At 44.8% G+C, this 23,868-nt stretch carries 17 protein-coding genes and 1 riboswitch; of the genes, 11 read left to right on the forward strand and 6 right to left on the reverse strand.

The genetic code is table 11. The annotated features are described in order from the left end of the window. Positions 1–24: 24 nt before the first annotated feature. Complete coding sequence (locus AC0IYG_RS03670) at positions 25–663, reverse strand: thioredoxin family protein (protein WP_471709676.1); 639 nt, start codon at positions 661–663, stop codon at positions 25–27. 101 nt (positions 664–764) lie between these two features. After that, the gene (locus AC0IYG_RS03675) at positions 765–1,703 is read right to left on the reverse strand and encodes a DMT family transporter (protein WP_471709677.1); all 939 of its coding nucleotides are present in this window, start codon (positions 1,701–1,703) and stop codon (positions 765–767) included. A gap of 61 nt (positions 1,704–1,764) precedes the next feature. Next, a riboswitch (cobalamin riboswitch) is annotated at positions 1,765–1,967 on the forward strand. On the opposite strand from AC0IYG_RS03675, the gene AC0IYG_RS03680 reads away from it, so the two are divergent. From AC0IYG_RS03680 to porU2, 4 genes are all read left to right on the forward strand, one after another. After that, positions 1,964–3,934, forward strand: coding sequence for a TonB-dependent receptor plug domain-containing protein (locus tag AC0IYG_RS03680; RefSeq protein ID WP_471709678.1), 1,971 nt, complete (start codon positions 1,964–1,966; stop codon positions 3,932–3,934). (Overlaps the previous riboswitch by 4 nt.) 63 nt (positions 3,935–3,997) lie before the next feature. Beyond that, positions 3,998–5,080 carry a YncE family protein gene (locus tag AC0IYG_RS03685; protein ID WP_471709679.1) on the forward strand — a complete coding sequence of 361 codons (1,083 nt, stop codon included), beginning with the start codon at positions 3,998–4,000 and terminating at the stop codon, positions 5,078–5,080. Between the two features lie 176 nt (positions 5,081–5,256). Continuing rightward, a complete protein-coding gene (locus AC0IYG_RS03690; protein ID WP_471709680.1) occupies positions 5,257–6,411 on the forward strand; it encodes a hypothetical protein in 1,155 nt (384 codons plus the stop codon). Further along, positions 6,399–8,231, forward strand: coding sequence for a putative type IX secretion system sortase PorU2 (gene porU2 / locus AC0IYG_RS03695; protein ID WP_471709769.1), 1,833 nt, complete (start codon positions 6,399–6,401; stop codon positions 8,229–8,231). Before AC0IYG_RS03690 ends, porU2 begins: the two co-directional genes overlap by 13 nt. A gap of 38 nt (positions 8,232–8,269) precedes the next feature. Here the strand turns inward: porU2 and AC0IYG_RS03700 are convergent, their stop codons facing one another. From AC0IYG_RS03700 to AC0IYG_RS03715, 4 genes are all read right to left on the reverse strand, one after another. Beyond that, entirely contained in the window at positions 8,270–9,010 is a 741-nt protein-coding gene (locus tag AC0IYG_RS03700) for a tetratricopeptide repeat protein (protein WP_471709681.1), read from the reverse strand. A 68-nt stretch (positions 9,011–9,078) separates the two neighbouring features. After that, positions 9,079–10,416: a DEAD/DEAH box helicase gene (locus tag AC0IYG_RS03705; RefSeq protein ID WP_471709682.1), complete on the reverse strand. Its 1,338-nt coding sequence runs from the start codon at positions 10,414–10,416 to the stop codon at positions 9,079–9,081. Between the two features lie 24 nt (positions 10,417–10,440). Beyond that, a complete protein-coding gene (locus tag AC0IYG_RS03710; RefSeq protein ID WP_471709683.1) occupies positions 10,441–13,092 on the reverse strand; it encodes a valine--tRNA ligase in 2,652 nt (883 codons plus the stop codon). A 78-nt stretch (positions 13,093–13,170) separates the two neighbouring features. After that, on the reverse strand, positions 13,171–14,991 hold the full coding sequence (locus tag AC0IYG_RS03715; protein WP_471709684.1) for a sensor histidine kinase: 1,821 nt from the start codon (positions 14,989–14,991) through the stop codon (positions 13,171–13,173). Positions 14,992–15,161: 170 nt separating this feature from the next. On the opposite strand from AC0IYG_RS03715, the gene AC0IYG_RS03720 reads away from it, so the two are divergent. From AC0IYG_RS03720 to AC0IYG_RS03750, 7 genes are all read left to right on the forward strand, one after another. Beyond that, on the forward strand, positions 15,162–15,956 hold the full coding sequence (locus tag AC0IYG_RS03720) for a T9SS type A sorting domain-containing protein (RefSeq protein WP_471709686.1): 795 nt from the start codon (positions 15,162–15,164) through the stop codon (positions 15,954–15,956). A gap of 156 nt (positions 15,957–16,112) precedes the next feature. Further along, the gene (locus tag AC0IYG_RS03725; RefSeq protein ID WP_471709687.1) at positions 16,113–16,691 is read left to right on the forward strand and encodes an adenylate kinase; all 579 of its coding nucleotides are present in this window, start codon (positions 16,113–16,115) and stop codon (positions 16,689–16,691) included. A gap of 23 nt (positions 16,692–16,714) precedes the next feature. Then, a complete protein-coding gene (gene obgE, locus AC0IYG_RS03730) occupies positions 16,715–17,722 on the forward strand; it encodes a GTPase ObgE (RefSeq protein WP_471709688.1) in 1,008 nt (335 codons plus the stop codon). A gap of 75 nt (positions 17,723–17,797) precedes the next feature. Beyond that, positions 17,798–19,030 carry a sialate O-acetylesterase gene (locus AC0IYG_RS03735; protein ID WP_471709689.1) on the forward strand — a complete coding sequence of 411 codons (1,233 nt, stop codon included), beginning with the start codon at positions 17,798–17,800 and terminating at the stop codon, positions 19,028–19,030. Continuing rightward, a complete protein-coding gene (locus AC0IYG_RS03740) occupies positions 18,969–20,969 on the forward strand; it encodes a T9SS type A sorting domain-containing protein (RefSeq protein WP_471709690.1) in 2,001 nt (666 codons plus the stop codon). The genes AC0IYG_RS03735 and AC0IYG_RS03740 overlap by 62 nt, the downstream gene beginning before the upstream one ends. Before the next feature lie 333 nt (positions 20,970–21,302). Next, positions 21,303–23,273 carry a T9SS type A sorting domain-containing protein gene (locus AC0IYG_RS03745; RefSeq protein ID WP_471709691.1) on the forward strand — a complete coding sequence of 657 codons (1,971 nt, stop codon included), beginning with the start codon at positions 21,303–21,305 and terminating at the stop codon, positions 23,271–23,273. 197 nt (positions 23,274–23,470) lie between these two features. Next, positions 23,471–23,845, forward strand: coding sequence for an NADH-quinone oxidoreductase subunit A (locus tag AC0IYG_RS03750; protein WP_471709692.1), 375 nt, complete (start codon positions 23,471–23,473; stop codon positions 23,843–23,845). Positions 23,846–23,868 lie beyond the last annotated feature (23 nt).

Here is a 23,868-nt window from a genome sequence, read left to right on the forward strand (position 1 = left end):
AAGTAATAAATATATTACCAGAAGTCAATTGGAAATCATTACCAATTGGCTCCTGAAAAAGTTAATTTTACTTTGATGGAACTGAGTAAATAAAGTGTAAAAGCCTTTACTTCGCTGCAAACAACGAATTGTAGGTTTTGGCCTGTAGGTGTCGAAGGCTTCTTTTTTGTGGTAATCTTCGCCGATGAAGGTGATAACCTGATGGAATTCTTTTGCTTTCATGTAACCTGGAAGAGGCTGGATCATATTGAACTTGTCATCAAGAAAAACGGTCGTGGGATAGCTGGGCTGGTTATTGGTTAATGCCAATGCGAGCTGATGTATGCCTCGATTGCCTTCGGGCTGAAATTCGAATTTTTTGTTGCCCAACGTGATTGCCTTCTTTTGTTCAGCGTCGAGTTTTACTGCATAATATTTACGATTGACATAATCGACGACCGCTCTATTTTTGAAAGTTTCGCGATCCATCACTTTGCACCAGCCGCACCAGTCGGTGTAAACATCAATCATGACTTTCCTTGGCTCGTGCTGGATTTTGGCATACGCTTCCTCAATCGTCATCCATTGAATGCCTTCTGCGCGTGAAGTGGTGTCTGAACGAAATCCGGTGATGAGCGCGAATGTGATCAGGACAATGGTGCAGGTCAGAATCGATTTTTTCATAGCCTTTCGCTTGTTTAACTAAAACAGCATTTCTCTAAAATTAATCGTAAGCTCAAAAATTTCAGCCTAATCTGAAACCATAAGCAGCAGAATGTTGAACCTTACTCCGCTTTATCAGCGACGATCACCGTCTTTTTGGCAAAAGAAACCATTATTCCTCCCGCTACAATCAGGATCATGCCGGTTAGCATGGATAACGATGGAATGGCTTCTCCCATCAAAAAACCAATCAAAACGGAGAAAAGAATATTGGAATAACCAATCGCAGCCACGCGGCCCGCTTTGTCAAATGTAAAAGATTGGGTTAACATTCGCTGTCCCATCAAGGCTGTTAATCCTAATGCTAAAAATCCCAGCCATTGAAATCCATCGGTTGGCCAACGAAAAGTCCCGATGAGGAAATCGAGGTGTTCCATGGGATAATAAGTTCCGACGAGCATGGAAATAATGGGCATTACAATGCCACTCAGCATGAACGAGAGAATGATCGCACGCGTGTCGTAAACAATGCCTAACTGCCTGATAGACAAATAAGAAATAGCAGTCAGCAATGCATTTCCAAGCCCTAGCGCATTGTCGCGTAAGGAAATGGACAGGTCGGGACGGAAAACGAAAAGTATGCCCATAAATCCGACAAAAATGGCCGCCCATTCCCGGGAATTGAGCGTTTCACCGATCAGCAGCCAGGAAAGCAATGCCAGGAAAATCGGATAAGTGTATTGATACGTTGACGCGCGCCCTAAACCCAATGTTTGAATCGCGTAAAAAAGCATGTAAAGCGATAATGTGCCTACAACACCCCTGAAAATCAGCAGCCCCAACTTCCCGCCTTGCTGACGAACCGGCCGTCGCCAAATGCTGGTCAGAACAAATACGACGCCAACGATATTTCTAAAAAAGACCAGTTGAACAATGTGAAAATCACGCCCGAGCCACTTGGAAATCGCAGATGTCAATGAGAAGAAAAAGGCTGCTCCCAGCATTAAATAAATGCCTTTTTGAGAGTTGTTAACAGTAAGTTTTTGGGTAAGGGCAGCCAATATTATGCAGGTTTTGGCCAAATATAAACCATAACGGCCACAGTCGAAAGTCCCTTCAATTCCCTACCTTTGCAACTTTGGCGCCATACGCTGCTTCAATGCAACAATAAGGCTTAATAGGGAATTCCGTTTATCCGGAAGCTGTCCCCGCAACTGTAAGTCTGCAAATTTTTTGATCCAACCCCCAGTGCCACTGTATTTTAAACGGGAAGGCCGCGGATTAATAAGACAAGCCAGGAGACCTGCCAGAAAAAATTCACATGTTTGTTTTCGGAGGAAAGACAAAAGTGAAACGCCAATTCATATCAGCTCAGGTGATCGTTGATCGAAGATTTTTCATGATTTTGACCATTGTGTCATGGCTTTTTATTCCAAAAATCCTTGTCGCCCAGCAAGATAGCATCCGTTTGGATCCTGTTATTGTGAAAGGTTTTGTTCCTGAAAAATTCATGAGCGGCCTTAAAATCCAGAAGATCGATTCGGCAGCACTCATTCAATTCCGCTTCCAGAATATCAGTGACCTGCTTTCGTTTTACACGCCCATTGCATTTAAAAATTACGGCCCTGGCCAGCTGAATACGGCTTCTTTCCGTGGAACATCTGCCAATCACACGGCTGTTTTATGGAATGGGTTGAACATTAATTCGCCTATTTTGGGCCAAACCGATTTTTCAACTATTCCCGTCGCCGGATTTGATCAATTATCTGTTCAATATGGTTCCTCTGCAAGCATTGTGGGTTCCGATGCGGTTGGCGGAAGCATTCTATTAGGCAGCGCGCCGACCAGGGAAGCCCTTAGCGTAACATTGGGCAGGCAACAAGAAAGCTTTAACAACCATCAGACGCAGTTTACAGCAAGTTATGCAGCTCCCATCAATGCTAACTGGAATTTTTCAGGAAAAACCAGTGCATATGACGGCCGCATGAATAATCATTTTCCTTACTCGGAGCGTAGACAATATGCTTTGCTTCCTGCGAATTCTTTCCAGCGCGGGCTTGTGCAGGATTTGTTTTTCACCTCAAAAAACGATCACCAGATTTCCGCCCACGTGTGGCTCACCCGCAACCGGCTTACACTCACACCCGACGATCAGGCCGGACGCGAGCTTACATTGACAGAGGCTTACCGCACAATGCTGCGTTATAATTACAAGTTTTTAACATTGCGCTCTGCATGGGTCAGGGATATAATTGATTATGCTAAAGGAGATTACAGCCAATGGGACCATGCGGTTACCGACAAGTTTTCCAATCGTGCGGAGCGTGATTTTGAGTTTGGCAAATTACAGATCAAAGCGGGCGGCGAGTGGACACATTACCGGGCACGAGTGGCGGGTTATGAAGCCGGTTTGCTCACTGAAAACCGAGGTGATCTCTTCTTACTCAGCCGGTTACAAGCCACAAAGCGTCTGCTGATCTCTGCCAATCTGCGACAGGCTTTTGTGACGGGTTTTAATCCACCATTTACGCCGTCGCTGGGCGCTGAATATTTATTGGTGCAAAACACCGGTTATCTTTTGAAAATAAAAGGCTCTTACGGTCGCAGTTACCGGGTTCCAACATTGAATGAGCGTTATTGGAAAGATATGGGCAATCCGGATATCAGACCGGAAAGTGGTTGGAACAAAGAAATTGGGCTTGAACAACATGCTGTTTTGCCAGGCAACCACTCCATTTCAGCGACAATAACCGCCTATCATAACCGCATTAAAGACTGGACTTACTGGAATCCTTCACGCGCCTATCATGTTGAAAATTTGCAGCAGGTTTTGGCACGCGGACTTGAAGTGCAGCTTGGGTGGAAATATCAGGTTGCTGCCTGGAAAGCGGGTTTAAATGCAAATTATGCGTTGAATAAAAGCTCGCAGGAAAAGGCTTACGACGCTTATTCCTCAGACATTATCGGGAAGCAACTTGTTTTTGTGCCGATGCATTCCGGCAATGTTAACGCATTTTTGCAATATAAAAATGCCCGCTTGACCGGACAGGTTCAGACGCTTAGCAAGCGTTACAGCACATTCGATAATTCACAATATTTAGCGGGTTACACGCTGTCAAATCTGCTGGCTGAGTATACTTTTGTTTCTGCGATAGCAAAAATGCGGGTGCAGGCGCAGATCAATAATCTCGCAAACACGTTCTATTTAAATGTAAGAAACAATGCAATGCCCGGCAGAAGCTTTGCGCTGAGCTTAATTTTGAGTTACAATTCCCTTCCTGCGGCCGAATAAAGGTTTTGTAAGAACTTTCAGGCGGTTTAGGAAGCTAAATGTTTACAATTAATAAAACAAAAAATGAAAAAACAGTTATCCAGATTAGCAGCATTTACAGCATTATCCTTTTTTGCATGGTCATGTAATCAAAGCGATCCGGCTCCGAAAGGCGATTTTATTCAGGGCGTTTTTGTGATCAATGAAGGGAATTTCTCTCAAAATAACGGCGCAATTTCATTCTTTACCAGAGAACAAACCACTGCACAGGCTGACATATATTCCACGGCAAACGGGACTGCTTTGAAAGGTGGCGTGCAAGGTTATGCTGCCGCTGGTGAAGTCGGGATCGTGCTGGTTGACAATTCAGCAGCCGGACTGGACAAGATCGAAATTGTTAACAGCAATACATTCAAAACGATTGCATCCATCGGTGCACCGGACATTGAAAACCCGCGCGAAGTGGTTTTTGGGCCAAACAATAAAGCCTATGTTTCATGCTGGGGAACCAACGAAGGATATGCTTATAAAACAGGTTACGTTGCTGTAATTGACCTGATTAGCAACAAAATCACCAAAAAGATCGACATCGCGTCTGGACCTGAAACGCTCGTATTTAATAATGGAAAACTGTTTGTGGGGACGATTTCTTACGGAATGGGGAACACACTTTCTGTGATTAACACATCCACTGACACAGTCGAAAAAACCATCACTTTCACAAACGCTCCGACACCAATCGGCATCGATGCGAATGGGAAACTTTGGGTAAATGACGGCATTTTAGCCATCCGCATTAATCCTGACACTTACGCTTCTGAAGCATCATTAACAATGGGTGCCGACGCAAGCAAATCGGCTGGAAATTTCGCATTCAGCGCCGACCGCAGAAGTGTTTTCTTCACATTATCATATAGCGACGCAAATTATGTGTCGCACGGAGAAACTTACAGATTTGGCATTAATGATGCGCAAATCAATGTTACAACGCCATTTATCAAACGCCTTTTCTCAGGCCTGGCAGTGGACCCATCGCAAGGTTTGATCTACGCGGGTGTTACGCCTTCTTATGCGCAGGCTGGCTATGCAGTGCGTTACCGTGCAGACGGCACATTGGTTGACTCGGTTAAAGTGAATGTCGCGCCAACCGGCTTCTTCTTCAAGTAATTTTTTGATTTCATTTTGAAAAGCACCCGGCGATTCGTCGTGTGCTTTTTTGCATTTGGCCCAAGACATTTCGCCTTTAAATAATCGATGCCAAGCCGTTAATTCATTGGATTGGGCCGATTAATTGATTGATCGCATTATTTGCAGCAGTGTGCAATTCCTCTGTTTCTCAATACATGCGCTTAAAAAAAGAGTCTTTATCAGTTTTCATTTTCTTCGGTGCACTGCTGTTTCAAATTGCAGCCCTTGCACAATGGAGTGCTCCATATGCGAATAATTGGATTCGCTATGGTAAGCCTTACGTAAAAATCGGGATAACCGAAAAAGGTTTACATCGCATCCCGTTTTCGTCTTTGCCTAAAAGCTTTCCGACAAATTCTCCAGACAAACTTCAACTGTGGAGAAGAGGAAAGCAAGTTGCCATTGTCAGCACGGCGAATAACGAGATTGCTTTTTATGCTGTAACCAATGATGGTGCGAGTGATTCGCTGTTGTACAGGCCCATGAGCGCCCGCACTAACCCGTATTTCAGCATGTATTCGGATGAAGGTTCCTATTTTCTGACTGTTGGTAGCGAGGCAGGCATGAGAACAAAAATTGTCGAACAACCTGCTAATAATCAAATTCCTGTACTCACATTTCATAAGGAAATCACAGTGACGCAATATTCAGAATCCTATTCGCTGAGCACAATGAGCGCAATCAAGCCTTTGATTATGAATAGTTTCTTCGAGTCGGGAGCCAGCAAAACGGGGCCAATTATTAAAGCAGATTCGTTAATTTTCAGAGATTTCAAATTGGAACATTTTGCGGGTAATGTGCAAAAGTCATTACTGCATTTAATGGTTCACGGCAGAAGTGGAAATGAGCGAAAGATTGAAGTGTATGTCGGGAAAAATAAGGCGTCTTTGCGTCTGGTGCATGTGCTTCAAAGTTCTGGTTTCGACGCGCAGAAATACACATTTGAGCTCAAAGCAGAAGATATGGACGTGAACCAGAACGGAATTTTAGCATTTAAGTCCGTTATCAAAGATCGTCTTGAAAGATTTTCCGTGACTTACTTATCAACGGAATATCCGCAGTTAATAAATTTAGACAAAGGCTCTGGCAAAACATTGAGATTTGATCCTGTAAAAGAATCGTGGAGCAGGGTTGCGATAAAAAACGCATCGGCTGGCTTCACAATGCTTGATGTTTCAGATCCGGACCAACCTGTTTTGATCAAAGGCATGCCGGAAAATTTGATGATTCCGAGAAAGGAACGAAGCAACAAGTTTTCTTCGCCGCGAATGCGTTCGTTAATGTTGCTCCTCAAAAAATTGCAGCAGTAAATTTCAAAGCATTCGCCCCTAAGGAACCCAATTACATCATTATCACAACCGACAGCCTTCGAAGTGGCGCATCCAGGTTTTCGGAATATCGCTCATCTCCCGCAGGCGGCGGTTTTAAGCCAGTGATCGCGACCATTCAGGACATTTATAATCAATTCAATTATGGCGAGCCAAGTCCCGTTGCGATTAAGCGATTCATGTCTTATATGCTTACAGAAGGAGGAAAGAACAAGTATCTTTTCCTGATCGGTCAGTCGATTACATTTAATGAAAGAATGAAGCGGGAATTGCCTAACGAAGTGCCCACGATCGGTTTTCCCGCATCCGATGCATTGCTTGTCGAAGGTCTGGCAGGCGCTCCTTCGAATGTCCCCGCAATTCCGGTCGGACGACTTGCCGCATTGAACAATCAGAGCATTTTAGACTATTTGCAAAAAGTAAAAGATTACGAGCATGACCGCGCGGAAGATACGAGCTGGAAGAAAAATGTGCTGCATCTGAATGGTGGAAAAACGGTCGGTGAAATCACACAGCTGCGACAAAGTTTGGAGTCGCTGGTGCCGGTTGTTACGGGCGGATTGGTTCAGGGAAAAGTGAAGCAATATGTGAAGCAGAAAGCAATGGGTGAAACCGAGCCGGTCAACATTACGGCAGATGTAAACGCCGGCGTGGGGCTTATCACCTTTTTTGGTCACGGCTCTAACTGGGTGACGGATCTCGACATTGGGTTTATTACGGATGCGCCAAGAGGCTATAAAAATCCGTATAAATATCCTTTGATGTACTTTAATGGATGCGGCGTAGGCAATGTATTTAACGGCAAAGCCAATCCAAAGCCAAAATCCAGTGACCGGATTTCTCTGTCGCTTGACTGGATACTGGCACCGGACAGAGGAGCCATTGCAATTATCGCCAACTCTTTCGAAAGCCACGTCAGCCCGGGCTCCAAGTATTTACAGCGCCTTTATCACCACATATTTACGGACTCAAAGACGGCCGATTTGTCTATCGGCAAGATTCATCTTGCGGTCGCAAATGACATTATAGCAAACGATAAAGACCCTTACAGCATCGCCAACGTGCACCAAACCGTCCTGCAAGGCGATCCTGCATTAAAGCTGCGGTTTGTTGATAAACCGAACATCATAGACCCGGTTGAAAATGAAGACATGATAGCTCCGCTGCTCAACGTAACTTTCAACGGCAGATTACTTAAAGCAGATGAAGTAATCGGGCCTAATCCGGAAATTACACTTCGCTTATCGGATGACAAGCCACTCTTGCCAGACACGACGCTCATTGACATTTTCATCAAGCGATGCAATAACAACGACTGCGATTTTGAAGCAGTTAGTTATTCAAAAAACGACATTGTCGTAGACTCCACAGGAATTAATAGTTTGCTAGTGAAATATTTAACAAAACTTGAAACAGGTCATTATGAACTTTTAGTCAATGCAAGAGATCTGAGCAGCAATGCAGTTGCTGAGCCTTACCGGCTACGTTTTGAGGTGAGTGATCAGGATGATAAGGCCGCTGAACTAGTGGTAAGCCCCAATCCGGCATCATATTATTTGCGATTTGAGCTTAAATCAGCAAAGCAGTCTGACCTGAAATCAGTCAGATATTTGATTTTTAACCAAAAGGGAAATGTCGTTGAAGATAAAACCATCTCATTCCCAATGTGGTCCTTAACCAATGAGTGGACTTGGTTACCAACGCAAAGCACGTCAGGAATTTTTACTTATAAAGTCTTTTTGATAAACAGTCAGAAAGAGCCTTTCGATGTGCGAACCGGCAGAATTTTACTAGCGAAGTAATCTGAGTTGTTAGTTACAAGAAGGAAAAGCGGCTGATCTTATTTGAAGAAACCTTGCGGATCAGGTTTTTTTGCTTTAAGAAGTTCAACAAAGTCAAGATTCATTTGGTTGAAATCCAGTGCACGTCCTTTATGCAAATGCTCCCAGGATTTATCAAGATCATTCAGATTGTAATGCAGCAATGCCAGATTGTATTGCCCTAATGCATAAGTGGAATCCAATGCAGTGGCACGGTTGAGCAGCTCAGCGGCTTCGTCCAGTTCCTCCTTACGGCTCGAAATGGCGTAAAGCTTTAAATCAACGGTCGATAAATCAACTAATAACGGCACATTTTCACCCTGAAGACTTATTCCACGGCTCAGCATGCGTTTTGCGTCAACCCAGTTTTCACGCTGATATGAAATCACACCAAGGCCCCAGTAAGTTTCTACATTTTTGTCATTGAGCAGATGAGCCAGATTGAAACGGTAACATGCTGTGTCCAAAGAACCTTCCTGCAGATATTCCCATGCGCGGGCAGTGAAAAAACTGCTTGCCTCAGCACGGCTCGTGAAAGACTTATCGCACTCGCTTAGAAACCGGATTTCTTCATCTATTTGCTCAGAGGTTTTACTTACTTCTCCAAACAATGGCAAGACGCGTCTTTCTTTTAAATCCAACGGTCTTTTTTGGGCAAGATTCGTATCTGTGGTTGGCGCTGCGCTCGCGAGATGGGTGTTTTGAGCAAAGCCAAAGACTGGAATAAGAATAGCAAGCCAAATAACAACAGATTCTTTCATAGTAACTTTAATAGAGAAACAGGTTTTCTATTGTTCAAGTTAAACGGATTTATTGAGATTGTATTGCATTATCTGCGTTTACTTCTTCCCGAAGAATTCCGTCGATTTTGCCCGCCTTTTGCGGTCGTCTTGCTAGCCGGACGATACACATTTTTCTTCTCATGGAAGGCTCCCAGAAAGGTCGGATCTTCTCTCCTTTTCTGGTTATCGATCTCCCGAAGCATGTCCTGGCGCTCGCTGACAGGGGTTGGAGCAATTTCAAGATCCTCAGGAAGTTCCAGTCGGGGGATTTCCATCCGGATCATTTTTTCTATTTTTCGAATGTGATATTCATCGGCCATCGTCATAAAAGTGATCGCCTGACCAATGCGGTTTGCACGTCCGGTGCGCCCGATGCGGTGCACATAATCTTCGTAAATCAGAGGCACATCAAAGTTGATAACATGGCTCACTTCCGTAATGTCGATCCCTCTCGCGACCACGTCCGTTGCCACCATAACCCGCACAGAGCCTTCTTTGAATGCTTCCATTGCATTCGTCCGCGTATTCTGTCCTTTGTTGGCGTGAATGACTTTCAGCTCATCCTCGCGGACCACATTGTTCAATAAATTCTGGTGAACGAGACCGGCCACTTTGCGACTTCTCGTAAAGATCAACACACGGTTAAATGCCTCACGATCTTTGAGCAAATGCGTCAGCAGATTAATTTTTGTGCGGAAATTGGGCAATTCATAAAGCGATTGGGAAACCATTTCGGCCGTTGTGGCCTGTGGAGTGACTTCTATACGTGTGGGAAATTCGAGAAATTCAAAAGAAAGTCTTTCGACCTTATCTGAGAACGTTGCCGAAAAAAGCATATTCTGCCGCTTTGTAGGAATGATTTCGAGCAGTTTTCGGATTTGCGGCATAAAGCCCATATCCATCATTTTATCGGCTTCGTCCAGGATCATTACATTGAGGTTTTTGACAATCACCTCTTCCTGAAAATAAAGGTCCATAAACCTGCCTGGCGTGGCAACGATAATGTCAACCCCATTTCGAATGGCTTCTATCTGCGCTTTCGTTCCGACGCCGCCGAACAAAACAACCGTACGAATGTCAGTGTATTTGCTCAGTTGCGCGATTGCTTCCGAAATCTGCATCGCCAACTCACGCGTCGGCGCCATAATTAAAGCCCGGGCATGCATCCCCTGGGCATATTTGATCCGCATTAAAAGCGGTAATGTATAGGCTGCTGTCTTTCCTGTTCCTGTTTGGGCAATGCCCAGAATATCCTGTCCGGCAAGCGCCAGCGGAATCGCTTGTTCCTGAATTGGCGTTGGCTCGGTGTAGCCGGCCTCTTCAATTGCGTTGAGTAATTGACGGTTAAGCTTGAATTGCTCAAAATTGTTTTGCGTAGTCTGCATGGCGCAAAGGTACGAAAACTAGCACTAACCCAACCTCGCAAGTGCTTCTTTCAGCGTTTCCAGCTTCGCTTCGGCATCCGCTTGCTTCTGGCGCTCCTTCTCGACGATGTCCCCTTTTGCATTTTGAACGAAGCGTTCGTTGGACAATTTCTTGATCACAGAATCAAGGAAACCTTGTGTATATTCGAGTTCGCGCTGCAAGTTTTCGCGTTCCGTTTCAACGTCGATCTCGTCTGCCAGATTCACAAAAAACTCATCAGACTTCACCCTGAATGCGGTTCCTTCTGCTTCTCCCGTCACATAACTGATCTTTTCAACATTGGCCAGTTTTTGGATCAATGGTTCCAATGCGGCATAGCGATTTTGCGAATCGGTCCGGATTGCAAGTGGAAGTGCGATTTTAGGGCTAATATTTTTTGCATTCCTCAAATTGCGAATGGAAGAAATGACTTCAAAAAGCACTTCAAAATCATTTAAAAGCTGGTTATCAACACTTTCAGCTTGCGGGAATGGTGCAATGCAGATCGAATCATTTGGCTTTCTTTCAATGATATTTTGCCAAATTTCTTCCGATATAAATGGCATGAACGGGTGCAAAAGACGCATTAACCGATCGAAAAATTCTAGTGTTGCATCGTAGGTCTGCTTGTCGATCGGCTGTTCAAATCCCGGCTTGATCATTTCCAGATATTGCGCGCAGAAATCATCCCATATCAATTTGTAAACGGAGTTCAGCGCATCAGAAATACGGAATTTTGAAAAATGGTCCTGAACTTCTGCCAATGTCTGGTTCAATTTACTTTCAAACCAGTGGATCGCCAGTTTTGAACCGTCCGGCTGCGGAAGGCTCACTTCATTTTCAGCAACCTGAAATCCTTTAACCAACCGGAAAGCATTCCAAATTTTATTTCCAAAATTCCTTCCCTGCTCAACCAGCTTGTCGTCATAAGGAAGGTCATTGCCCGCTTGTGAGCTGAAAAGCATGCCCGTACGAATGCTGTCTGCACCATATTGATCGATCAGATCGATCGGATCGGGCGAGTTACCAAGCGATTTAGACATTTTTCTGCCTTGCTTATCCCTTACAATTCCCGTCAAATAGACGTTTTTAAAAGGATATTGACCTTTATACTCATATCCTGAAATGATCATCCGCGCAACCCAGAAGAAAAGAATCTCAGGTGCTGTAACCAGGTCATTAGTAGGATAATAGTAATTAATATCCGCATTATCTGGATCCTTAATGCCGTTGAAAACGGTGATCGGCCATAACCATGCGGAAAACCAGGTGTCCAAAACATCCGGATCTTGCGTAATGTCTTCTTCCGTCAGCGCGAATAATTGATATTCATGCTGCGCTTTATGCAATGCTTCCCGTTTTGATTTCGCAATGATAACCGTTCCGTCATTGAGATAATAAGCAGGAATGCGGTGTCCCCACCAAAGCTGACGGCTAATGTTCCAGTCGTGAACATTTTCCATCCAGTGACGATACGTATTTTTGAATTTCGGCGGGATGAGCTGAATGGTGTCATCCATCACATTATCCAAAGCAGGCTTGCTGATGCGGTCCATTTTCAGGAACCATTGCTCAGAAATCCGCGGCTCGATCACCACATTCGTCCGCTCCGAATGGCCGACATTTGATTTATATTCTTCCGTTTTAATCAGATTTCCTGACTCTTCAAGGAGCTTAATGATCTTTTTGCGCGCAACAAAACGATCTTCACCGACTAAAATCTGCGCTTTCTCATTCAATGTGCCATCTTCATTCAGCAGATCAATGATGGGCAGATCGTGTCTTTTACCCAGCACGTAATCGTTCGTATCATGTGCAGGCGTTACTTTCAGACAGCCTGTTCCGAAATCCATTTCAACATATTCATCCGCAATAATCGGGATCGCGCGGTTGATCAATGGAATAGAAACTTGCTTTCCGATCAAATGCTTGTAACGCTCATCATGCGGGTTCACGCAAATCGCCACATCGGCCATAATGGTTTCCGGACGCGTCGTGGCAATAATGATCGCCTCGTCTGTCAGCGCCTCGCCGATTTCATCAACCAAAGGATATTTCAGGTAAACCAATTTCTGGTTCACCTCTTTCATAATTACTTCTTCGTCAGAAACGGTCGTGCGCGCCTGCGGATCCCAGTTCACCATTCTGTGACCGCGGTAAATCTCACCTTTATTATATAAGTCAATAAAAACGTCGATTACCGAGTCGTAAAGATCCGGCTCCATCGTGAAGCGCGTGCGGTCCCAGTCGCAGGAAGCGCCCAGTTTGCGTAATTGTTTGAGGATAATGCCGCCATATTTGTGAGTCCATTCCCAGCAATATTCCAAAAATTCTTCGCGTGTGAGGTCGCGCTTGTTGATGCCGCGCTCTTTAAGCATCGCGACAACTTTCGCTTCGGTTGCAATGGAGGCGTGGTCGGTGCCGGGAACCCAGCATGCTTCCTTGCCTTCCATCCGCGCTTTGCGAACAAGAATATCCTGAATTGTATTATTGAGCATATGCCCCATATGCAGCACGCCCGTGACGTTGGGAGGAGGAATTACGATCGAGTAAGGTTCCTTATCAGGATTTGGTTTTGAATTGAAAAACTTGTTGTCAATCCAGTAAGAATACCATTTATCCTCTATCTCCTGGGGGGCATATGTTTTGGAAATCATTGTATAATCTGAAATTTACCGCAAACCACGGTTGGTCATCCTAAAAAGATGGCAAGTTAGGCTTTGCAGACGAAATTTCTAAACTATTTGTTCCTCTTTGCTGACGGGAAGCCAGACTGTAAATGTGCTTCCTTCGCCCGGTTTGCTTTGCACCAGAACCGTGCCCTCATGGGCTTCAACCATTTTTTTAACATAGCTAAGCCCCAGTCCGAACCCTTTCACATCGTGAACATTACCAGTAGGAACGCGGTAAAACGTGTCAAAGATCCGATGCAGCTGCTCACGGTTCATCCCAATTCCCTGGTCTGAAATCGCAATGTTAATGCCATTGTTCTCATTCCAGGTCTTAATCTGAATGTGCAGCTTGTCAGGAGAATATTTGATGGCGTTGTCGATGAGGTTGTTCAGAATATTGGAAATGTGCAGTTCATCGCCCGCGACGATCTCATGCGTTGCTTCAAAATCCAGATCCACTTCCCCTTCTCTTTGCTCAATCTGAACACTCTGGGCGTTCAGCGCTTTTCCAATCAGATCGTGAATGTCGGCTTCACTGATTTTCAGCTTCACATGACCTTTGTCCAAAAGCGCCATTTGCAAAACTTTTTCGACATGCGTGCCTAGTCGCTTATTTTCCTCACGAATGATGCCCAGATAACGCTCAAGCCGGGAGCCATGCCCTGCCTGCGGAATTGCAGCTGAATTTTCCTGCGCCATTTCTGCTGCCAAAGCAATGGTAGAAATAGGCGTTTTGAATTCGTGGGTCATGTTATTGATAAAATCATTCTTAATGTCCGACAGTTTTTTCTGGCGTAAGATCGTGGTTACGGCCATGTAGAAACAAGCCATGATGACAATGATCAGGATGCCTGAGCCGCCAAACATGACGCCCATGTTGCTGAGGATGTATTTCTGCTGATCCGGAAAAAACACATAAAGGGAATTGGGTGCATCGACCGTCTCACTCGGGAACAGGGAAGCTTTATAAGATTTTTCTTCCCATTCTCTTGGTCGCATGCTTGCCGTTGAGAAAATGAGGCTGTTATCAGACCGGCCGCCCACTGCAAACTCATAAGGCAGCGAAATGCCATTTTCAATCAGCTCTTTTTTCAAAAGTGTATCCAACAAAAACCTGTTTACACGCTGCTCAATGGGCCTTTTTGTATAAATAAAATCTTTCATCACTTCCTTAAGGAGCGAAGCACGGTCCGGCTCGGCTTCACTGATTACTGCGCGGTTTCTTTTGCCATTTTTGGAATTGTTAGGAAGCGCAACCTGACGGTTTGCCACTCCTTTTGAGCTGGAATCACCATTAATGCCCTCGTTCCCATTCTTTCCCTGCGTTTCATTAATGCCTCTGAATGCATTACCAAGGCGCTTTTCGTCTTCCAGTCGGCGACGCATGAATTCGTCAATGCCTGCGGCTCCATATTGCTGCGCCTGAAAAAATTCTTCCATGATCTGCTGCTGGTGCTCCACCATAACCCGGAAATTGGGACTTAGCACATCCGTGGGAACAGCCTCTGTAATGATCTGATAATGTATTTCCTCTCCGTTCGGCCCTATGGCGATCTCCATTCTGGGCTGGCTTTTTGGAGCCGCTTCCCGGACAGGCTTGCGCTTTTGCTCACTGGTCCGCTTAAATGGCATATTCTGCAATTGCGTAATGCGGTTAAGCTTGCTTTTCTGCTGCTCCGTTTCAATCCGTCTTTGGAGCAAATACATCATTTCCTGCTTTTCGAGGCGATGCACCACTTCCTGCACGGATTCTGAAACCTTCTGGTTGAACTGCTCATTGCGGATCGCGATGGCTTCCCGGATCCAATACCATTGAAACCCGATTAAACCAATGAGCGCAAGGCACATCAAACCGACAATTATTTGAATTTTCCGCTTTGTCATAAATTTCAATTCGCCGGTGCAACTTATGGGATGGATTCACCGACATTCACCTTGAAAACAAATTTAACGCATGCGATCCGGGCAATCTTGTTTTTAACAAAATTTAACACCCTTCAAAAAATGCTTCCAATACTTTTGTAATTCATTCATACACATAACCTAATCTCAAAATGAAGACATCTTTTTTCTACAAATTAATGTTATCAATGTTGCTGACGAGCACGTCGGCAACGCTTGTGCTGGCTCAGAAAGACAAGCCCGAAAAACCCGCTGAAAAGGCGACGATCCGCATTAAGGTTGCCGAAGATAAAAACGGCAGGACGCAGAATATTGAGCGGAGTTACCGCGTGGGAGCGATGACCGATGATGAGCGGGATAAATTTGTGGATAAAGTCCTGGACTCACTGGGCATTGATAAAAAGAAAAATCAGACGGTGTCAGTAACGATTGATGACGGTGATGATGCTGTGATTGCAAGAAAACGCCGCGATGTAATCATTGACCACCGCGATGACCGCGAACCGCTTGCCTATCATTGGAAAGGTGATATTGCCAATGATTTTGAATTTAACACGGAGAATCTTCGCAAGCAGTTGAAGACTTTTGAAAATGAATGGAGGCCGAAAACGAAAATGCTCATGCGGGACATGGAAACTTTCGGAAACGAAATGGGTGATTTGTGGAATAAAGAAGTTGCGAAACCTGCCAGCGTGCGCTCACTCAATGCTTACACCAACAATCCGGATAATGGCGTGCTTAACCTGCGTTTTAGTGTTCCCCAAAAAGGCGATGTTTCAGTAATTCTAACAGATACAAAAGGAAAAGAAATTGGAAAAAGGGACATTAAAGACTTTGAAGGCGAATTTGTAGGGCAGATCGAGTTAAAGAAAAATACGAAAGGAACCGTTTTTGTGACCGTGGTTCAAAACGAAGACGGAGCCGTCAAAAGGGTCGTAATTCCCTGATTTATGCTAAATTTTTGAAGGAGTCCTCTTGATTATAAGCAATCAGGAGGATTTTTTATTGTAAAAATACTACTAACAATTAGGCTGGCATTTGTTTAGAATTGTAAATTTGCCGAAAAACTCCTTTCCACCGCGACATCAATTTTTTTTGCGACTATGCTGAATCTTATACTGTTTGGCCCTCCAGGTGCAGGCAAAGGCACTCAAAGTGAAAACATCATTGCGAAGTACAAACTAATACACCTTTCAACCGGAGACCTGTTGAGATCTGAGATTCAGGCTGGCACTGAATTGGGATTACAAGCCAAAACTTTGATGGATCAGGGCATTTTGGTTCCCGACGAGGTGGTGATCGGAATGATCGACAACAAGCTGAGAGAGCATACAAATGCGGCGGGATTTATCTTCGACGGATTCCCGAGAACCGTAAAGCAATCTGAGGCTTTGGATGCACTTTTGGCCAGGTATGACGAAAGTATTTCGGTAATGATTGCACTCGTTGTAGACGATAATGAACTACTTGCTCGTTTGCTTAACCGTGGAAAGACCTCCGGACGTCCTGATGACCAGAACGAAGCGCTGATCAGCAAAAGGATCCAGGAATATAACAGTAAGACAAAACCAGTTGCAGACTATTACCAGGCCCAGGGCAAGTTTATTGCTATTGACGGCATCGGCGAAATAGATTTTATTTTTGAAGAAATCAACGACGCGATTTCTAAGGTTACCATTTAATTACTCACCCGTTCACTATACACATGGCATCTTCCAACTTTATTGATTACGTAAAAATTAACGTTCGCTCGGGTTCCGGCGGCGCGGGTTCACTGCATTTCAGACGTGAAAAACACGTTGAAAAAGGCGGACCTGACGGCGGAGACGGCGGTCGGGGCGGTCACGTAATCCTTAAAGGCAATTCACAATTGTGGACGCTGCTCCATCTCAAATACACGAAGCACGTCAAAGCATTTGACGGAAAAGGCGGAGAAGGCGGAAGGCGTTCGGGTGCCATTGGTAAAGACATTATTCTGGAAGTTCCGCTTGGAACAATTGCCAAAAATGCGGAAACCGGTGAAGAACTTTTTGAAATCACAGAAGACGGCCAGGAAGTCATTTTATTAAAAGGCGGTCGAGGTGGGATGGGCAATGACCATTTCAAATCTGCAACCAATCAGACACCGCAGCATGCACAAACAGGAGAAGCTGGCCTAGAAGCTTGGGTAATCCTGGAATTGAAGGTGCTTGCTGATGTAGGATTAGTTGGATTCCCTAATGCGGGTAAATCGACGTTACTTTCGGTCGTTTCCGCAGCACGTCCTGAGATCGCAGACTATCCGTTTACTACGCTCGTGCCTAATCTTGGCGTGGTGTCTTACAGAGATTACAAATCGTTCGTTATGGCGGACATTCCGGGAATTATTGAAGGGGCATCACAAGGGAAAGGTTTGGGCCTGCGTTTCTTACGTCATATAGAACGTAACTCCATCCTGCTGTTCATGGTGCCAGCTGATAGTGAAGACATTAACGCTGAATACGAGACCTTGCTGCAAGAGCTCAGAATATACAATCCTTCCCTCCTAGACAAAAATCGCCTGCTCGCGATCTCCAAAATTGACGTTCTCTCCGACGAAGAACGTACATCCCTCAAAGCGCAAATCCCTGCTAACATACCCAGCATCTTCATTTCTGCAATTACTCAAGAAGGAATTGAACAATTGAAAGATCAGGTATGGGAAGCCATCAATTTGCCGTTATCCGTAAAATAATATTTTCTTGAAACAGGCAACCATTTGGTGCATATTGTGTGTCCAAGGAGTTATTCTAATGTATTTCCGTTACTCATGAAACACTATCTACCATACATTTTCTGGGTAGGATTAATTTTTCTCTCGTTAACCTCTTCTGCACAAATCAGTATCGATTTTCCGACCGATCGTGCCGTTTTTCAACGTGATAAAGGCAATCGTGCTAACCTATATGTGTCCGGAACCTACACAAGAGTTACTACCAGAATCGAGGCAAAACTCGAAGCTATCAATGGACAGGGTAAAAGTATTGACTGGTCCAATGTCGATGTAACTCCGGGTGGTTTCTACACGCACAGCTTTAATGCGGAGGGAGGATGGTATTCCCTGGAAGTCCGCTCATTCAACGGTGATCAGCAAATAGGTTCTTACCGTGTTGACCATGTTGGTATCGGCGAAGTGTTCATTATCGCCGGACAATCCAATGCAGAGGGCTTTGCAAATGTGGGTGCGCAGGGTGCGCAAGACGACCGTGTAAGCACCATCAACAGACTTTACAATTCTTCTGGCCCTGAGACATATGACGTACACCCATCATTCAGTCACCTGGATGGCGAATCGAAGATAATGCCGAGAGGAAATTCTTCATGGAGCTGGGGACGACTTGGAGATCAGCTTGTTAGCAGGCTTGGCGTTCCGGTGTTATTTTATAATGTTGGCTGGACAGGAACTGCGGTAAGGAACTGGCGGGAAAGTATCGACGGAACCGCAAAATCCGTATATGCTGCCGGTGTTAACTTTCAACCGGATAGAATGCCATATGGTAATTTGCGAAGTGTTATCCAGCGTCTGACTCCAATTACCGGCTTACGGGCGGTTTTATGGCAGCAGGGCGAATCCGATAATTACGCAACAACAGGTTCAGATTCTTATTTTAATGATCTGAAAAGGGTTATTGAACAAAGCAGAAATGACGCCGGTGAAAACATGTCCTGGGTTGTGTCAATCACTTCTTATGACAACCGAATCGGTTCATCATCACGTGTTACGGATGCGCAGCAACGGGTTATCAACAATGTCCCAAGTGTATTTCAGGGACCGAATACGGATTTGATCCAGATCCCGCGTACGGATGGAGAGGGAGTCCATTTCAGAGACGATGGCATTAGACAGCTGAGCGAGGCGTGGGCGCAGCAATTAAATGACAATTTCTTCAATAATTCCAATCCCTACCAGGGCACCAGACCCATTAAAGTTTCGGCCGCCTGTGCTGGAAAACGGCAATTTAAATCTTACTGCCGACACCAACGATGGTTATTCACAATTTAGCTGGAACAACGGCTCAAACTCAAATACAGCGCAAGTTGGCAACGGAACTTATCAGGTAACCGCCCGCGATGGAAAGGGCCGTTATGTTTTTTCACCTGACATCAGGATTAACGAAAACATTCAGCCTAACCGACCAACCATTCAGCTGGAAGGAAGTAACCCGGTTTGTTTGGGCAATTCTGCAACATTAGTATCCAGCACCTCAGAAAATATTCGCTGGAATAATGGCTCAACGAGTGATCGCATTAACATTACGACTGGCGGAGAATATTTTGTTTCTACCAAAAATGTTTACGGCTGCGAAGCCACGTCTGACAAAGTAAATATGACGGTTTCAACCGCTCCGCTTCCTCCAACGCCAAAAATTACGGCATCCGGATTGCTTGAATTTTGTGATGGCGGCGAGGTTAGCCTTACTTCTGATTCTAAAATGAAGAATGTTTGGTCTAATGGCGGAAATACCGGAACCATTGTTGTCAAATCCTCCGGAGAATATCGCGTAAGAGCATTGGATGAAGTAGGCTGTTACTCTCCTGATTCCGAGCCCGTTAATGTTAAGGTGAATGCTTTGCCTCAGAAACCGGTCATTGCATTAAGTGGTAATCCAACTTTTTGCGAGGGTGAAAACATTACCATGACTTCCAATTACGACAACGGAAATATCTGGAGCAATGCTGCCACAACGAAGGCGATCACTATTAATCAAACAGGCAATTTTACGCTTAAACAACGTGATTCAAACGGCTGCGAGTCTACATCAGATGAAGTTGCCGTTAAAGTGAACCCGCTGCCTGGAACACCCGCAATTACCGCACTTCGTCCTACAACATTCTGTCTTCGCGACTACACAACATTGCGCAGTAGCGAAGCTTTTTCTTATTTGTGGAGCAATGGCGAGACAGGCAGAGACATTGAAATAAGGAATTCCGGTGATTTTACTATTTCGGCGCGTGATCAGAATGGCTGCGTTTCCCCGCCTTCACCAGTTGTGAAAGTGGTGGCCAATGTGTTGCCGCCGACGCCAACCATTACTGCTAACGGCCCGGTCGTATTCTGCGCCGATTTAAGCGTTAGTTTGCAATCAACCCCAGCTGCCGGATTTTTGTGGAGCAATGGCGCTTCTACCCAAACATTAAGAGTGACCACTGCGGGCAACTTCTCGGTGCAAACGATCAATGAATTTCAATGCTATTCAGATCCTAGCAATCAAATTTCAACACAAACACTTGCCCTTCCGCCGGCACCTGTTGTAACTGCATTGGGTGATACGACTTTTTGCGACGGAGATTTTGTCGTGCTTCACGCTTCCATGGGAAACAGCTTTTTCTGGAACACCATGACGGAGGGCGATACGATTCAGGCTTATAAGGCAGGAAATTACGCTGCGCGTGTGCGGGATGAGCAAGGCTGCTATTCTCCATATTCAAGGAACATTGCGGTTGACGTAAAGCCTACGCCAACAAAGCCAACCATACGCCAGATTGGAACTTATACATTGATCGCTGAAAACAATCTTAATTCAGGAGACCACGTTTGGCAATTTAATGGAAATGATTTAACTGAAAACACTGCTACGCTGAAAGCGATCAGGTCCGGAACTTATCTGGTTAACAATACAGTGGTTTACAGCCCAACATTGACCTGTTATTCTGACTTTTCCGATCCATTCAACTTCTTGGCAGATCTGACCAATCCAGGTTTTGTAACCTATCCGAATCCGGTTGCGGATGGTAAGATCACCATTGAAACATTACAAAATGTGAATGATGCGGAAGTGCAGGTTATCGACAGCCGCGGCAAGATCCACAGAAGCTTTAAAGTCAAAAAATTTGATAGCCAGCAATTCTTTAATATTCAGGGACTATCAAGCGGAATCTACATTGTTCGGATCGTTTCGGTGTCCTTTACAGCTACACAAAAGCTGATTATCGTTCAGTAAATGATAATCGGTTCCTTCTTGTAATCAAAAAAACGGAATAGTGATATTTTAGCAAAAATATTCATTTACATTTGTGACCGTTTTGAACCAGCATTCATCGGCCAAACTAAACTCATCTCTGTCTAGATATACAAATTTTTACCCTGTTTAAGATTTCCAATGCGTTATAGAATTATTTTTCCGGTAGTGGCAAAGACATTGCTGTTGATATGTCTTATATCCTCAACAGCTTTTTCGCAAATCAGAATTACGTCACCCACTTTTCAGGCTGTATATCAACAAAGTATTACCGGTCAGAGAGAAATAACCGTTTCGGGAACATTCACAGTCCCGATGGAAAAGGTTGAAGCGCGGGCGGTGCCTGTTGTTCAGGGACAGGGTATTGAAACGCCATGGAAAACTTTGCAGGACGCTCCACAGGGTGGCGTTTTCAAGGGTAACATTACATTAATGGGCGGTTGGTATTCGCTTGAAGTCCGCGGACTTTCTGACGGAAAAGTGGTTGGGAGGGACATTCTTTCCCGTTTAGGCGTAGGAGAAGTTTTTATAATCGCTGGACAATCCAACGCGCAAGGTTTAAGGAATTACCCGGGTCCATCTGCTCAGGATGATCGGGTTATGTATATTTCTAATTACAACAACGACGATAGAGACCTTTTAACAGATCCTGCACCGCCTGCTTTTGCAAAAATCGCTCAGGATCTGGGCATTATGTCTCCAAGAGGCCAGTCTGCATGGTGCTGGGGCGTGTTGGGTGATCTTTTGGTTGCCAAATTGAATGTGCCTGTTCTATTTATCAACACGGCCTGGGAAGGAACTTCGATAGAAAACTGGTCGAGCAGTGCAAAAGGATTGCCTACTAAAAACAAATACGGCGGGTTCGTATATCCGCCTCAGATGCCATATGCCAACCTAAGAATCGCTGCCAGAAATTACGGCAATCAATATGGCGTAAGAGCCGTTTTGTGGATGCAGGGAGAAACTGACGCATTATTCAACACGCCAACTGCGTCCTACCGGGAAAATCTTCAGTTCATCATGAACAGACTCGGAACTGAAACGGGCGACAAGCGCATCACGTGGGTGATCGCCAGAACTTCCAGAACTTCTGCCGGTTTTAACATTTCATCAAGTATCAATCCAGAAATCGTCGCCGCTCAAAACGAAGTTTTAAATACTCCGTTTAATGCAACTTATCCAGGTCCCGAAACAGATCCCTTGGTTCCAAATCGTGGAGACGGAACGCACTTCGTAGGCCGTGATGCTGAGGGCACGAGACAAGCTTTGACGATTCTTGCCAATGCGTGGAATGAGAGCCTGGACGCGAGATTTTTCTCAACCGTTACACCAACTAACCCGGCGCCAATTCCTGAGATTACGGCAAGCTGCGTTACAGAGAATAATGCTGTTTCTATTTCTTTGCCAACTGGGTTTTCATCTTACCTGTGGAGCAACGGCTCAACTGAAAATACGATCAGAGTTTCTGAGCCAGGCACTTACCGCGCCACAGTGAAAGACAATGCCGGAAATTCAATCCTGACCTCAGTTGTTGTGCTTGATAATGCTGCCAAGCCGGTGCAGCCAACCATTCAGCAGGAAGGCGAGCAGCAAACCTGCTTTGATTCTTCATTTCAATTCTCGGTTGCAGACGGAACGGACATTTACAGCTGGTACAAAGAAGGATCCAACACAGCAATTGCGACCGGTGCTTCGGCGCAGATCGCAGAAAGTGGCAATTATTACGTAAAGGGTCGCAACATCTTTGGCTGCGTTTCTGAAAATTCACAAACCTCGTCTTTGCTTGTGAGACCGCAGATTTCCAAGCCGGTCATTGAGCCTTCTGGTCCATTCAGCATTACGGCATCTATTGCCGAAACAGGCTTGAATGAGCGTTTTTTGTGGCGGAGACCAGGAACAGAGTCTGATACAACTGCAAGCCTTATCAAAATCCTGAAAACGGGAGAATATTCGACAAGAGCGCAGGTTGTTTTCACCCTTGGTAACGATTTGCTGACTTGTTATTCAGACACAGCATCACGCGAGTTTAAAACCAACGAACAAAACGAGGTTGTCATTTACCCAAATCCAAGCCAGGGCAATTTCATTTACATCGAATCGAGAGATAACATTGAAGAGGCTTACATCACACTTTTCGACATTTACGGAAGAGTGATTCAAACATCAACGCCAAAGTTGCTTAACAGCCGCATTGAAGTTGATGTAAGAAATCTTCCAACGGGAAAATACATCATGCGCGTTACGGGACAAGGTCAGAGCCTTACCAAACAGATTGTAATCCGCTAAGCACTTCTTTCCTCATTTTTTTACAAATAAGCCCCGGCCATCCGGGGCTTATTTAGTATCATACTAATTAGGGAAAAGATAAAGTAAAGAATTTGATTGATAAATTTGCAAAGGCTAATTTTGAGAAAACGGAAAGAAGTAACCGCATACAACATTTCTTCTGTGATTTCGTAGATTGTAATTGAATAAATAACGCAATGAATAATACATATCTTCCTTCCGACTATCTGCCGATTTTGGTTCAATTTCTGCTCGCGGCCGGCTTTATCGGTGGCACAATGATTGTAACCCACATGATTGGCCCCAGTCGGAAAAGCAAGCTGAAAGATGATCCGTTTGAATGCGGTATTGAATCTGTTGGCGATGCCAGGACTCCCATTTCTGTAAAATATTTTCTTGTTGCCATTCTGTTCGTTCTTTTTGATGTCGAGGTGATTTTTATGTATCCCTGGGCAGTTAATTTCAAAGGCTTAGGAATGTTTGGGTTTGTAGAAATGTTATTATTCATGGCGCTGCTGCTTTCCGGATTCTACTATGTGATCCGCAAAGGAGTTCTGAACTGGGAAGAGTAATTAACAAACTGAAAGACAGGAAA

Source organism: Dyadobacter sp. AC419 (assembly GCF_979253085.1).

Bases quoted from the DNA above. Each gene is read 5' to 3' on its own strand.
- AC0IYG_RS03725 (WP_471709687.1), top strand. From the start codon at position 16,113: ATGCTGAATCTTATACTGTTTGGCCCTCCAGGTGCAGGCAAAGGCACT.
- AC0IYG_RS03745 (WP_471709691.1), top strand. From the start codon at position 21,303: ATGGAAAAGGTTGAAGCGCGGGCGGTGCCTGTTGTTCAGGGACAGGGT.
- AC0IYG_RS03700 (WP_471709681.1), bottom strand. From the start codon at position 9,010: ATGAAAGAATCTGTTGTTATTTGGCTTGCTATTCTTATTCCAGTCTTT.
- AC0IYG_RS03735 (WP_471709689.1), top strand. From the start codon at position 17,798: ATGAAACACTATCTACCATACATTTTCTGGGTAGGATTAATTTTTCTC.
- AC0IYG_RS03670 (WP_471709676.1), bottom strand. From the start codon at position 663: ATGAAAAAATCGATTCTGACCTGCACCATTGTCCTGATCACATTCGCG.
- AC0IYG_RS03715 (WP_471709684.1), bottom strand. From the start codon at position 14,991: ATGACAAAGCGGAAAATTCAAATAATTGTCGGTTTGATGTGCCTTGCG.
- obgE (WP_471709688.1), top strand. From the start codon at position 16,715: ATGGCATCTTCCAACTTTATTGATTACGTAAAAATTAACGTTCGCTCG.
- AC0IYG_RS03720 (WP_471709686.1), top strand. From the start codon at position 15,162: ATGAAGACATCTTTTTTCTACAAATTAATGTTATCAATGTTGCTGACG.
- AC0IYG_RS03705 (WP_471709682.1), bottom strand. From the start codon at position 10,416: ATGCAGACTACGCAAAACAATTTTGAGCAATTCAAGCTTAACCGTCAA.
- AC0IYG_RS03680 (WP_471709678.1), top strand. From the start codon at position 1,964: ATGTTTGTTTTCGGAGGAAAGACAAAAGTGAAACGCCAATTCATATCA.
- AC0IYG_RS03685 (WP_471709679.1), top strand. From the start codon at position 3,998: ATGAAAAAACAGTTATCCAGATTAGCAGCATTTACAGCATTATCCTTT.
- AC0IYG_RS03750 (WP_471709692.1), top strand. From the start codon at position 23,471: ATGAATAATACATATCTTCCTTCCGACTATCTGCCGATTTTGGTTCAA.
- AC0IYG_RS03710 (WP_471709683.1), bottom strand. From the start codon at position 13,092: ATGATTTCCAAAACATATGCCCCCCAGGAGATAGAGGATAAATGGTAT.
- AC0IYG_RS03690 (WP_471709680.1), top strand. From the start codon at position 5,257: ATGCGCTTAAAAAAAGAGTCTTTATCAGTTTTCATTTTCTTCGGTGCA.